Consider the following 13971-nt stretch of genomic DNA (forward strand, 5'->3'; position numbering starts at 1 on the left):
GTGAAAAAAAGCACAATGTTATTTCTTCAATTTAAACTAAAAAAACCTGTCGTCTTTCTCGGCAGGTTTTACTTTTCGTTTTCTATGATTTTACATACGTCACTTTATTCTCCAATTCGCTTGCTGCAAACTGGTTTGCTTCAAAAAATAATTTGATCAGTTTTTCATTCTTTAGTCGAATGACGATATGCGGTGACTTATGAAATGAGATATAGCTTGTACTGATAATCGTAAAATAACGAATATCTTCATACATCAGGACTTTTTTTCGATTATAATGAACTAGTTCCAAGCCGTTTTCATATAAATACAACCCATCTTTTCTAAAAACAAATTCAAAACTCGCTACTATCATATTAAACGTTACACCGATCAATCCCAGCTGCATGCCCAGTCGATCAACATCCGCAAATATAATCAATCCAAAACACAGTGCTACTGGAAATAAAAAGAACACGCCCAACATGATTCCTCTGCGATACGCATCGGAATATAACCTTCCCAACTCCATTTATTTTCTCCTTTTTTCTTTATTTGTACCTCTTTTATCGTATCATTTTTGGTTGGGTAGAAAAAGAATGAATTTTTTGACATTTCGTGGAGTGGATCAAAAAAAAAATTGTTATTTTATCTTATATATAAGGGAGCTGTTTTTGGTGTTATATAATGGGTGGAAATGCCGAATTTCGTTGCGGTGGGTGGTGTCTTTCTGTATAATAAATGGTGTAGGATAGAAATTAGGATCGAGATTGGGATAAACGGTGGTACAAAAACAGCTCCTTCGGAAATAAGCTTAAATTCACAAAAAATTGAAGAACATTTTCCGTGAATTCCCTCTTATTTCTCGGAGCTAGACGTTTTCTCCCCAACCTCTGTTCAAAAATGATAAATAAAAATTGGCACTTCAATCGTTCGGCGGCAACCTTACGATCGAAGCCTTGTTAAGACAACACATCTGTCCAAACAAGTTGCCAATAGCGCTAGCAACATGTACTAGCTTCTTTATTGTAACTAAAATAGGTTGGGATTTCTAGGGAATCTTTGCTTTTTTCGGTGATGATTGGTTGTTGTGTATATGGGATTAGACTATTGTCGACGGTATTGGGCATCTGCTCAATGCCGTTTTTTTCTGTCTTATGAGTACTTTTGAAGGGAGGAACGTTTTAAGAATCGATGAAAAACTGGATAAAACAAAAAGGCACTTCATCGTTTGGCGGCAACCACACGATGAAGCCTTGCATAGACATTCACAACCTATCTATACAAGTTGCCAATTTGCTAGCACCGAAGCACTAGCTTCTTTATTGTACCTAATTTTCTTTTGAAATTCTAGTTGGTTTTGAGAATTTCTTGGGATTGATGGTTGTTTAGGAGTGAATTGTGGGTTGAGTTTGGCTGATTGATGACGGTATTGACAGGTTCGGTATCGTTTTTTGTTTTACTCTGGGAGAAGGCGTTATGGATACAGCAAGGCTTTGAAAGTCGTTTGTAGCGCTGGGTTATGGGTTTGCCTCGTCAATGCGTATATAGAGAAAGAGTCGCTGAAGCACGAAATTCAGTGGAAAAACTGGTGGGAGAAGTTGGGTTTGGGCTTGGGGTTCGTTTGGCGCTTATCGGCTTTTCTCCGCCTTATTTGAAGGAGATCAGGAGAATGGATAAACAAGGACAGAATTTAAAGGCAGTTACGTATCAGGATATTGTTGAGTTGCGGGATTTTATGGAGAAGATGGCTTCTTGGCAGGAGCCTTTGGCGATTTTGGATCATTTTTTTCAGTTTCGGTCTGGGCCGATTAATAAGAAGCGGATCGTGAAGGAGTATTATGCACGGGCGCAGATGTTTCATGCTTTTTATGAGGATTATAATCGGTTGATTGGGTTGGGGGATGAATTGGTGATGGAGATGGTTAGGGCTGAGAAGGTTGGGACTGGATTTGAGGTTAGGAAAATGGATTTGGAATAGATTGCGTATGTTATAAAAGAGGATGGAGATAATCCATCCTCTTTTATAACTATTTCTTTTTAGTAAATACTTTATACTAATCTTCACTTAGAATGATTTTTGCTACTGTTCTATCTGTTTTTAAGAATAATCTTTCGACTCCGATTTTTGAGTAGAATGAGTTAAATTCACTAACAATTTGTTTGTAATAATCATCAATAATTTTATATGGTCTAATCGCTTTAAACCAAGAGTCATCTATTTGTTTTAGATCTAAACTCACAGTATCATGTAAATGCCATTTCACAATTATTATTTTATTACTATTTTCTGGATCTGGCAACAAACTTACATGATCAGAATCTCTTAAAAATTTTTCTACTGGGTATTTATCACAACAAACCCCTCTTACGAATTGAATCACATGATCTACTTTTTTTGGCCTTAACATATGACAACTAGGAGTCATACATAACAAGACTTCTTTTTTATCATCTACTTCTTTAAAAAAAACATCTCCTGAAAATAGCTTATTTATTACTTCAGATTCATGCTCTTTCTTCAGTAAGTAACTTTCATCAAAACAACCATTGAATATATCCGAAAATTTATGAGATTTTTCTTCATATCTATTTATCTTGAGCGTAGTTAGCAGGTTAGCAATCTTTGAATCCTCCCCTAAATTTTTTCTTTTATTCACAAACATCGTTAGAAAAATAGGTATTATATTTCTTAAACTACTTATCTCAGATTCCCTAACAGATTTAGCATCCTTAAAAAAAGAGTCTGGAAGATCTTTATACTGAGGTTCGCTATTTTTTAAAGCTTCAATTCTTTTATCCACATATATCTTTGTTAATTCTTTACTTACATTACCAATAGTTTTACTCATATCTTCTTTAGATTCAACAACTTTTTTCATCAATTCTTTATAAGTATCAATCTCAATATCTTTCTTAAAGACATTTGATATTTTATTATTGCATCCAGATTTCCTTAAAATATCATCCAAAGTATTTTTTAGTATAATTTCAAAATTATCTTTATCTAAACTCTTACTAATTTCATTAAGTTCTTCTTCATAAATATTTTTTAAAATATTGGTATTCAATTCGATGTCTTGACGAATATTATTAATCAACATGTTTTTTAAACTATCACCAACATCCTCAAGAGGTAATCCTTCTGCTTGCGTTTGTAAAAACATAAGTGAATCAAAGGGTTTAGAAAATTTAAATAAATACTTTGAATTTTTTTGTTCAATTGTATTTATCATATCGATAAAGCCAATTGGAAAGTAACCATAAAATTTCAAGAAGAGTTCTGTGTAAGCATTTACTATATCGTTGAAATTAAATTCTCTTTTTTCACAAATCATTAATGAAAAATCATCCGTAATTGTATAATTGTATGTAACTTCCTGCCCCTGAGCATTTTTAAATACTTGCTCTCTTAATTCATAGTTTTTTTCATTAAATTTTCCTATCGTTTCTATTTTTTGTGCAGTATATACTACAACTAATTTTAATTCTTCGCTATTTTTCAGTTTTTCGACAACATCAATAGCATGATAATTTTCTGATAAGTTTCCATCTATCACTATAAGTTTAGCAGTCTTCAGTTTTTCATTTAATTCTAGTCGTTTATCTTCATCTTGATCATATTTTTTATCATAAATCAACGGAGTTATTGTTAAATTTGAAAAGTCAGTTTGGGCTGCTAAACAAAAATTATATAGTTCTTTCCCGTCAAATTTCCCATCTTTTTTCACCTGTGAAGTATCTGTCTTATTAGCTTCTGTTTTATTATTACTAGCCCTTATTCTAGCTGGTTTCTTCTGTGGAGTTTCACTAATTGTAGTTCCACCCGTTCGCTCCCAAAAAATTTTAAATTGATCATCTAAGTAAATAATATGACTCAAATAATTATTTAATACTAATTTTAAACTCGTAGCGTTCAACCTAAACTCTCCTCATTAAATTTAATTTTAAAACATGCACCAACTAATATTTTATCCTTTTGATCTAAAACAACTTCTAAAGAATATCCTTGTTCTTCTAGAACTTTTTTACTAATTGTTAAACCCAGACCTCTTCCTGTACTACTTGTTGAAAAAAAAGGCTCAAAAATTTTGTCTTTAATTCTAGGTGTTATACCTGGGCCAGAATCCTCAATATATAGAGCGTTTTCATCTCTATCATAATGTACTAATATTTTTTTTTCATCTCTATCAGTTACCCAATAAATACCATTATAAATTATGTTTGATAATACAGGATAAACCTTAGAAAGAGAGATTTTCAACTCAACATCTTCAGAAACTTTATTGATAAAATCAATACCATTATGCTCAAGTCTATTTACAAAGAAAAAGCTTAAATCATCTATCATTTTTCTAATATTAATTTTTTTCTTATAAGTATTCTTCGTGCGCAAACCTGGAGATAACTGACTTTGTCGAGAGGATATTGCACGAAAACCAGCATCAATTTGATTTAAATAATATTCAGCGTATTCGTCATCAATTCCTAATTTGGCTTGATTGATAGCATCAAATACATTAACAAAAAGTTGATTCATTTCATGATCTACAATCTCTGCATTTAATCCTAAAGAAGCTAAATCCGAATAAATTTCTAATTCATTTTTTAAATGATAATTGTCTCTAGATAAATCATTAACTATAAAATTTTCTTCACTATTGAATTTACTTTCCAAGATTTTAAATTGTGATTCTCTACTTTCCCTTTCCTCATCTATAATCTTTACACTCTTCTCAAAATTATCCTTCCATGACGATTCTAACTCAAGGATTTCTTTAGTTAGTACTTGCATTTTTTGATCAAGTTCAATATCTTCTTTATCGGATACATCAATTCTTTTTAATTTTTCTTCAAAACTCTCTAAACTTCCATAATAATTTTTCGATAAATCTTGAACCTCAGCAATAATTTCTTCTGAAAACTTTGTTTGCTGTTTTAAGAGTTGATCAAGTTCACTTGATCTTTTACTAAATATAGTCTCACAATTTTTAATCATTTCTTCAATAGTACTTTGGTTACTTTTCACTACTTTTTTGATTTCTTCATGTTTTTCCATTAAATTTCGAACTATTTTTTCTTTATTTACAAATCGATCCTTTTGGCGTTTAATTTCTTCAGAAAGTTCGATTGAAAGTTCTTGAATAATTCCTTCTATATATTCAACATGTTTACTTACCATTCTAGTTATCTCGTGATTGTGGCCTTCTATTTCATCTAAAAAATCAACTGAATATCTGTGTTCAAATTTTTCAGAAGTTTCAATTAATGCTTCATCTTCGTTCATTTTCAATTCATTTTGGAGTTTTCTCCTCAAATGATCTAATTCTGAAGATTTACTAAGTAGCTCTTTGTAAGTAATATCCTGAATACCATTCATTTCATTAATAAGTTGATCTATGAATTTTACTTGATTATTAATAAAAGAATTTATTTTCTTTTTTTCAAGTTTGAGCCTTTGCTCTGCTCTCCTTTTTTCTGCGTTATAAGCTGTATCTAACTCTTTTTCATAAGCTGAAATACGTTTTTTCTTTTCATAATTTTTTTCATTTTTTTTCACATATGAATCTCTAAGTTTTAATGAGCTTACTCTAGCATCTGTCAACAATTCACGAGCTAACCTAATCAATAAATTTTCAATAGTCTTTATAAAGTAATAAAATTCTTCATTCTCTAGTAAACCTTCTCTACTAGATTTATCCTCTAACATAGGATTTTCCGCAGAAGTAATATCTATCCTTCCGTAAGTATTTCTATGACTGAACATGTAATTCCCAGCATGTTTAGTCCTTCTTTGCTCAATACCTAAAAAGTCATTCTCCAATTCACCATAAGGTAATACCCTAACATTATCTCTATAGATCGAAATACCACCTACTATGTCATTTCTTTCTTCAACAATTTTGCGTTCATCATCTGTTAAAGATGATTTCCCTTTTTCACTCTCTACATGACAAAATTTAATCGCAAAAGGACCACAATCATATTTTTCCCAATTCAAAATTCCAGCAGTAACATTGAATCCTGATGACAAAATTTTATTAGCTTCATACAATAGATTAGCATCAACATTTTTAGCATCTATTTCACCAAAGAATAACCCTTTTTCAATTCTTCCTTCTATTTTTACATCATAAATACTAAAGTCATTATTATTGAATTCAGCATCGAACTTTTTCACTTCACCATCCAAAAATATTTCAGTTTTAAAATCATCGTCTGCATTATTTAAGTCATTTATAAATGCATGCAATCTTTTTTTATTTTTAGTAGCTACTAAATCTTCCTTAGTTGTTATTTCAGCGCTCAAATAACGATACCAGTCGTCATTTAAACAATTTGAATAAATTATCGTTCCTTGATTACCTTCTAGTTCAATTTGTTCACACAATTCATTAATCAATTTCAAGTCTGGTTGGTTACGTTCAATTTGTTCAATCCAGTGTTGTTTTGTTTTAATATGTTTTTCTGTATTCCATATACTCACTTCAAGATTCTTAAGCTGCAACTCTTTCAAATGCTTGAAACATCTCTCAAAATTTAAAAAAGAAACATTATATTCTGCTGGGATTTGTACATCATCAAGAAAAAGGTCAGGGTTTTCAAAAAGATTCCAATTCAAAAATAGGATGTTCCAGCCTGAATCTTTTTTCTTAGATATAAGCCACATTTGTTGTCCTAATCTGGCAACTGCAAGCCTGCCAATTCCTTTTTCTCCCATCAAGCGTCTATTTTTTTCTGTGGTTCTTTTTTCCCTCGACTTTTTTGATTTAGTTCCTAACACTAGCCATTTATTTTTTATGTCCTCTTCATCCATACCCACGCCATTATCACATAAAGATATAGACTTGTTTTCACTTGTAACAAAATCCACTTGTAAAAATTCAGCATCTGCATCGTATGAATTTTTCATTAACTCCGCAAGGGCCGTTATACTATCTCTAATTTGTTTTCTACCAAGGAGTTCAACTGCTCTTGCACTCGTTTTAAATGATCCCATCAAAACACCCTCTACTTTTCATTTAACTTTCTATTTAACCATTGAAAGTATTCCCCACTAGCTTTTGCTAATTTTACAGGCACAGCATTTCCTATTTGTAATGCAATTTCTCCATTAGTTCCCTCAAAAATAAACTCATCCTCAAAAGATTGAATTCTGGCAGCCTCTCTTGCACTAATTGCTCGATCCTCTACAGGATGCCCAAATCTACCTTTTGTATAACTCATACATCCTCCAGTCATGGTTGGTGCTGGTCTATTTACATCGATAATCCCGTACACATCTCCGTGACCTTGCTTACCTCTATGACAGTTTAAAACTAGTCTATCAGGTAAACAATCTCTACTACCACCATTTCTTCTTATATGACGAATTCGCTCTTTATTTATATCAGATAATCCATTAGCATAATGATTGAAAACAGTTTCTGATTGATGCTTCTCTCCAGCAGATAATCTAGGTAAGTTGAATACGGAACCTGCCGTCTCCCAAACTGGTAGCTCTTCAGGGTTTTCCTTGGAGGATGGATTTATATTAGTTGGTTTGGGTAATTCTAAATTCATATCTTTAGCAACCATTTTTTCATATATATCTCTTCTCACACCATGAAGAACTAACCTTTTTCTCATTTGAGGAACTCCAAAATCTGCCGAATTTAGAATATCAGAGTTAATTTCATAATTAAGCAAATCAAATTTTTTTAAAACATCTTTAAAAATTTTTTTTCCTTTTCCTTTTGACATACCAGAAACATTCTCCATCAAAACATAAGCTGGTCTCAATTCATTCACTAGTCTTACAAATTGATAGACCAATTGATTCCTCTCATCGTCTTCTGTCCCATTTCCGATTGAAGAAAAACCTTGACAGGGTGGACATGCTACTAACAATAATTCCTCATTTCGCTTAAGTTTTATTTTATCTAAAAGTTCACTTCCAGACACATTGACAATATCCTCTTCAATGACATGCGCACTTATATTTTTAGTATATGTTTTTGTTGCAACTTTATTTATTTCAACTGCAGCTCTTACATCTATGCCAGCTTTGATCAATCCAGAGCTGGTTCCACCGCAACCACTGAACAAATCTATAGCAACTATCTTTTTTTTCCCCATAAGTAAATTCACCATCCAAAAAATATGTATAAATACTCAATGTAATAATAACATAGTAAAGTATTGATATCAAATTATCCAAGAAACAATTCTATTTTATAAAAATGATAATTATTCTGCTATAAAGTACATTTTTTTTAGTTTATCCAATGATATATTAATACCTTTATTTATTAATCCTTCATTACGCATCTGCCAAAGATCGTTTAGTAGAGTTGAAACTTCGAACTCCTTCCCGCCATGAATCATCCGATGACAATTTGGACAAAGAGCAATAATATTTTCTTCTACATCGATGTTTACTTCCAAATAATTTTTCTGTTGGTTCATAGGAATTAAATGGTGAGCTTCCACAAAATTCTCGCCAGTTTTTCTAGATATAAAAGTTTTATGTTCACTTGATATTTCACAATTAAAATTCGCTAGTATTAATGCATTTGCTGCCTTTATTGGGTTTCTTTTATAATAATTTGTCTTAGTAACAAACATTTCAGTTGGAGTTGAAATTTTGCTCATCTTTAAAGTTGTTTTCCTGAGCTCATTATTCATCAATATATCTTCAACTTCTCTGTTAAGTTGATCATCCAAGCTTTCTTCATTTATTTCTTTTAAGTAATACAGAAACTTAATATAGTGATTCAAAGGAACAGTATACATCCGATTGCCTCGCTTATCAATTTCCTGAACTTCTTTATTATTCTTAAAACTCTTAATCAATTCTGGATCACTGATCTCGAATATTTTAGTTGTAAGATGCTCGTTATTATTAAGAATATTTTCAACAGTTCTTATCGCACCTAAATATTTTTTTATCGTTACTTCTTTAATTCCTCTATTAAGTAGCAACCATTTTGCAAAATCAGCCTCAATATCAGCATTTTTTAAATTTTCTATTTTCTTCATAATTACACCTTTATTTCACTTATATGATATAAATTCAATCAAAATAAATTATATCACGATCCGAAGGTATAATATATATAATATTAAAACTCATTTATTTATAAATACAACATATGTGTATTTCGTAAAGTGGAAAAAAATGAAACTCTATATTTCCTGTAAATTTTTAATTTTGAGTACTGGAGACATAAAAAAATTTACTTGTTTCACTAGAAATCAATATTTTCTGTGCTTAGATCCCAGTAATTTCTATTTTCCCCCCATCTTTCATATTCTTATAAATCAAAAGTATATGATAGAAACGTTTAAAACTGTTTTTCCTATGCTATTTCTAGCTTTTATTGCGCGCGCTATACTCCACCAGAATGAATTTAGTTTTTCTTATTGAAAATTAAAAAAGCTACACAGAAATATTTATCGATGAAGCAATTTTATACTTTATTATTAATTGACTAAGAAATTGTCTTCATACTCCCCTAGCGTTCAATCCAACGTAACATATTCAATTGATTACTACTAACCAGTATTGTTTATAACAAATATCGCAGAAGCTCTTATTTTTAAGATATGTTTATCTTGTGTCACTTTCAAATCTAACGAAAGTCATCTTAACTATTATTCTCCGTATCATTCTTCTTTATAATACCCATACATTTCTCTAAACTCTTTTGAATATTTTGTTACTAGTTTATTTTGAATTCTTAAATCAGCTTTGAAGCTGATATAAGTAGGTATCAAAGAAATAATTATCATAAAAACTGCCCCTGCAATTACGATTAACGTCGTACTTAAACCTAAACCATTTATTGAATCATTGATACTGTCTTTATCTATCCAACTTTTATTTATTCTATATAACTGAACAATTACTATTCCTAAAATCATTATTATTCCAGCCATTTTTATCAAGAGAGAAAGAATCTTATTCGTTTTATACTCTTTTTCAAATGTTACATTAACGTATTCGATTAACATATTATTTTCCACTGTGTAATATAGATATAAACAAGTAGGCACATAGATAATTATAGTAATCAAATTAATAATATAATTAGAATCTACAGTTCCTATGGAACCACAAATGTAAGATAAAAATAAAATTTTCAAACTAGAATATATAAACTCTTTATACCCATAGTTTTGAATAAAGTGTCTACTCTTAAAATATGAAAATAATGATATTAAAATAAAACTTGTAGCTGTTGCTATCGCTATATTTCTAGAAAATACAGTTGTTACTATGTTATCTTTAGCACTTGTATAGGACAGTATCATCATAATTGGCATAAATAAACTTATTGCTAAAAAACCTAGCTTTTTTAAGCTAATTGGAAATTTTGCATCTGGATCGCCTTTAATTAAATAGTCAATTTTATTTCGATTTATTTTGACATACGCCTCTTCAAAACTGATGTTGTTAACATAGTCCTCTATTTTTTTCATAAATCCGCCTACTTCATTGTACTTTACCACTTAAATAATCTTGTATTAAACTCTACTGTTTTGTTAAAAAATCGGCTATTTTCCTAGCTTTTTAAACTTATTGAATCCTATTTTTGTTTCTGCGATAAGAGCTACTCCTTCTGTCGATTTGAAAAATACATTAGTCACGTGACCGATAGGTGCCCATACATCCTAACTATTTAATAAGGTTTCTGTTTTTCTTGTTTTGGTGAATCTATTTTTCAATTAAGTGGGGAGTTTGTTATTAATTAATCTCTTTTTGACCGCGTATAAGGATACGAACTGAAAAAGTTAATTATCTCCGTACCACTCTTTTTTTGAATAGTCATATCTTTCTCTAAATTCCTCAGCATACTTTTCAATTAACTTATATTTAACTATACTTTCTGGTTTTATCAATAAAGTAGGTAGAAGTGTTAGTCCTACTAGAAGCAAAATTAACCCTCCGCCCCACAATATATATTCTGCAATGCTTACACTCTCAAATGTTATATCTACATTTAGTAGCCACCATCTATTAATACGGTAAATTATTGCCCCTAAGACTATTAGAATTACAAAAATTTGTAAGAGTTTTGATGTTTTTGTTGCAAAAAACTCACTTTTTTTACTCCATTTACCATGTTCTAATTTATATTTAGCTCTTAATAGATTCGATGTTTTAAAGTACACAATAAAAAGAGAGATCATGTAGCTAATTATTATATAGATTACTGGTGCTATATGGTACGAGTCCTTTTTTATATATAAAAAAACCGTAAGGAAAAAAATCATACCCGTTTGTAATATCATGTATAGATAAATATTGTAGTTAACTACTTTTTGAAAGTTGTTTAAAGTAAGATATTTTACTAAAAGAAAAAAAAGTATGCTTAAAGAAACTAGAGATATACCCCAGTAATAATTTATTGATGGAAGGCTTATCAAAGCTGAAAAAAGAGAAGATAATATAATTTTATTGGTATACGAAGAACTGTTAGATGACATAGAAACAATTGTTTCTATGTCATCTAAATATATGTCTTTTTCTGCTTCTGAAAATTCTATTTTATGCATATTTACCACCTCGGTAATCCTGTATTAAAATCTCCTGTATCAACACGGCCATTTTGTTTTCCAAACCAATCTTCTTTTATTGCTCCAACGTCTCCACTTTCTAAATTTTCATGTCTTCTATCATAAATTTCATATTGTTTTTCTATCCATCTATCAATATCTTCTTTTGTTCCAAATCCTGCTATTCCGTCCCATCCGATTTTTCCATCATCACCAAGCTGTTTAAAAGGAGTCTGTATTTCTATTCCTTGTACAGCTGTGTTTACTGTACCAGCAATAGCTCCTGGAATGAATCCGTATTGTGCCCCTTCTAAAGGACCAATTGATGCAAAAAATTTATTTTGACCACCATACAACGCTTTACTAATATCTCCGTAAGCTGGACTATCAGGATTGATATATTCATTGTATGCTAAGCTGCCTATACTAAAGCCATCTCCTGCTACCCCTACAACTTCTCCAACTGCTTTGTATTTCTTTAAAAAGTCGGCTACTTTTCCTAGCTTTTTAAACTTATTGAATCCTATTTTTGTTCCTGCAATAAGGGCTTCTCCCGCTGACGATTTGGATAATAGATTGGTCATATGACCGATAGGTGCTAATACCTCCCAACCCTTATCACTCAAATTTATCAACACTCCATATACTTTAGCTTGCACATCTATGGATTGATCAATCAAATATAGACCAAATTTTGGATTATTTAAAATTTTTGTTGCCAAATCTTTAGGTAACTTATTCCAACTTTCTTGCGCTATGAAGATATCCAGTACAGCATCCTGTATACCTTTAGGTAATTTTTCCGAATCTAAGAATGTAATAAGGTACTCAAATAGACGTTTATTATTCTTTACTTTCTCAATTGCTGCCATTGGATTTTTAGAATACAGATCATTGATTTCTTTCATTGCCTTTTCTAAAGCCGTTTTTTCCATTTTATCTATATCATTAGAATTTTTTAAAGAATTAAACCAACTAAGATCAACACCTTTAGGTAATTGATAGGTCCCATCACTATTGACTATCGTATTATTCAATACTGTTACACCCTGCATAGCAATTTTCATATCATTCAAGCTATTGCTAAAAAGTCCATTTGTTTGTGAAGAAAATTGTTGTAGTTTCTCTAGCTTCTTTTCTAATTCTCGAATATCCTCTTCAAAATCATTAGACATACGAGTCAAGCTTGACTGAACATTTAATAACGCATCTAAGACTTTAGCGACTGGATTATTTCTAGATAATGCTCTTGCTACTGCTGCAGAAGCATCCACAGAAGCTTTCATTGCTTTTTTAGTTGCAATTTGTTGGTTTAATTTGTCCTCATCTAGCGTTCCTTCTGATGAAACTAAAAGATCTGCTGATACGTAAGTTTGCAATTCGCTTTCAATAGTATCGATGGCAGAGGTTACTTTACTAATAGTTGGTAAAATTAACTCGCTAAATAATCCTTTTCCAGATGTATAAGATGCACCAGAAAGTGTTTTACCATCTACAGCAGAAATTACTTTTTGACTTCCTGCTTTTAACTGTTCAGAGGCTTCTTTTCCGCTTTGTAGATTTTGCTTTAGTGCAGACATTAATTGCGACGAATCGGAACTTGAATAAATTAATCCCAAGGAATTTCACCTCTCTTTTTATAAAGATCCTCAGTTTCTTTATCGAGTGTTTTTCGTTGTTCTGCATAATGATCAGATAACGTTTCTTCTGCCTCTTGTAATTGGCGTCCAAAATATCGCTCTTGTTCTTCATTTTTCCGTTGCACCCGAATACCTTCATGGTTCTCACTATGTACTGCTTCTTCGTTTATCATTGCTAAGGTACGATAGCCTCGCTGTAAATCTTCTTGTAAGTTTCGTAAACTGTCTTCTATTTTTCGTTGTTCTTGTTTCAATTCATCATTGATGTTTTCTTTTTCTGTAATCAAACGGCTGTATTTTACTCGCTCTTGATCATTTTTATTCTCCACAACATTCTCCTTAGAATTTAATTTTGCTATCCTCTATAGCGATTATTTCAGCGATTTTAGGGAATTTTTGACTTTGCTCCTTCACGCATTCAATCAATTGTGATAGATCTGAAAGTAACTGATTATTTACTTCTGAACCTTGTTTCATACTACTAACATTGCTTTTTCCTAAAGAAACTTGTGTCCCTTTATTGACAGATACAGCATTTATACCTGAAACTGCCCCAGTCGCAACCCCAATATCTGAAGCTATATTTACCATTGTAACACTCCTTTACTTAACTTTTAGTCATGTATAATTTTATCATAGACTGAAATTCTAAGATACTCTTTTTTATTCCCTGGTAAACATAAATAATCTTTATTTTTTGAAATCAAAATATTCTAAGAAAAGAGCTTGGAGACGTTATTACGACCGCATTCATTGCGTAAAAAGAGCGTGAATTTTTAGTCTACTAGAATTCATAGTGCCTATCGATCAA

Annotated in this window: 11 protein-coding genes; 1 reads left to right on the forward strand and 10 read right to left on the reverse strand. The window is 31.1% G+C overall.

What is annotated here, in order from left to right; translation table 11 throughout:
- Positions 1 to 82 precede the first annotated feature (82 nt).
- A complete protein-coding gene (locus BCR21_RS12305; protein ID WP_069646742.1) occupies positions 83 to 511 on the reverse strand; it encodes a hypothetical protein in 429 nt (142 codons plus the stop codon).
- A 1047-nt stretch (positions 512 to 1558) separates the two neighbouring features.
- On the opposite strand from BCR21_RS12305, the gene BCR21_RS12310 reads away from it, so the two are divergent.
- Positions 1559 to 1960: a hypothetical protein gene (locus BCR21_RS12310; RefSeq protein WP_240488097.1), complete on the forward strand. Its 402-nt coding sequence runs from the start codon at positions 1559 to 1561 to the stop codon at positions 1958 to 1960.
- A 76-nt stretch (positions 1961 to 2036) separates the two neighbouring features.
- Here BCR21_RS12310 and BCR21_RS12315 read toward each other — a convergent pair whose 3' ends face one another.
- The 9 genes from BCR21_RS12315 to BCR21_RS12355 all read right to left on the reverse strand — a co-directional run bounded on the left by BCR21_RS12315 (position 2037) and on the right by BCR21_RS12355 (position 13751).
- Positions 2037 to 3899, reverse strand: coding sequence for a hypothetical protein (locus BCR21_RS12315; protein WP_069646744.1), 1863 nt, complete (start codon positions 3897 to 3899; stop codon positions 2037 to 2039).
- Complete coding sequence (locus tag BCR21_RS12320) at positions 3896 to 6979, reverse strand: ATP-binding protein (protein ID WP_069646745.1); 3084 nt, start codon at positions 6977 to 6979, stop codon at positions 3896 to 3898. Before BCR21_RS12320 ends, BCR21_RS12315 begins: the two co-directional genes overlap by 4 nt.
- Before the next feature lie 11 nt (positions 6980 to 6990).
- Positions 6991 to 8097, reverse strand: a complete 1107-nt coding sequence (locus tag BCR21_RS12325; RefSeq protein ID WP_069646746.1) for a DNA cytosine methyltransferase — start codon at positions 8095 to 8097, stop codon at positions 6991 to 6993.
- A 111-nt stretch (positions 8098 to 8208) separates the two neighbouring features.
- Positions 8209 to 9000, reverse strand: a complete 792-nt coding sequence (locus BCR21_RS12330; RefSeq protein ID WP_069646747.1) for an HNH endonuclease — start codon at positions 8998 to 9000, stop codon at positions 8209 to 8211.
- A 627-nt stretch (positions 9001 to 9627) separates the two neighbouring features.
- Entirely contained in the window at positions 9628 to 10443 is an 816-nt protein-coding gene (locus tag BCR21_RS12335; RefSeq protein WP_069646748.1) for a hypothetical protein, read from the reverse strand.
- A 312-nt stretch (positions 10444 to 10755) separates the two neighbouring features.
- Entirely contained in the window at positions 10756 to 11520 is a 765-nt protein-coding gene (locus BCR21_RS12340) for a hypothetical protein (RefSeq protein ID WP_069646749.1), read from the reverse strand.
- Between the two features lie 2 nt (positions 11521 to 11522).
- Entirely contained in the window at positions 11523 to 13139 is a 1617-nt protein-coding gene (locus tag BCR21_RS12345; protein WP_069646750.1) for a T7SS effector LXG polymorphic toxin, read from the reverse strand.
- The gene (locus BCR21_RS12350) at positions 13130 to 13489 is read right to left on the reverse strand and encodes a hypothetical protein (RefSeq protein ID WP_069646751.1); all 360 of its coding nucleotides are present in this window, start codon (positions 13487 to 13489) and stop codon (positions 13130 to 13132) included. Before BCR21_RS12350 ends, BCR21_RS12345 begins: the two co-directional genes overlap by 10 nt.
- A gap of 10 nt (positions 13490 to 13499) precedes the next feature.
- A complete protein-coding gene (locus BCR21_RS12355; protein ID WP_069646752.1) occupies positions 13500 to 13751 on the reverse strand; it encodes a hypothetical protein in 252 nt (83 codons plus the stop codon).
- Positions 13752 to 13971 lie beyond the last annotated feature (220 nt).

It is taken from the genome of Enterococcus ureasiticus (assembly GCF_001730285.1).
In the GTDB taxonomy this organism is placed as follows: Bacteria; Bacillota; Bacilli; order Lactobacillales; family Enterococcaceae; genus Enterococcus_L; species Enterococcus_L ureasiticus.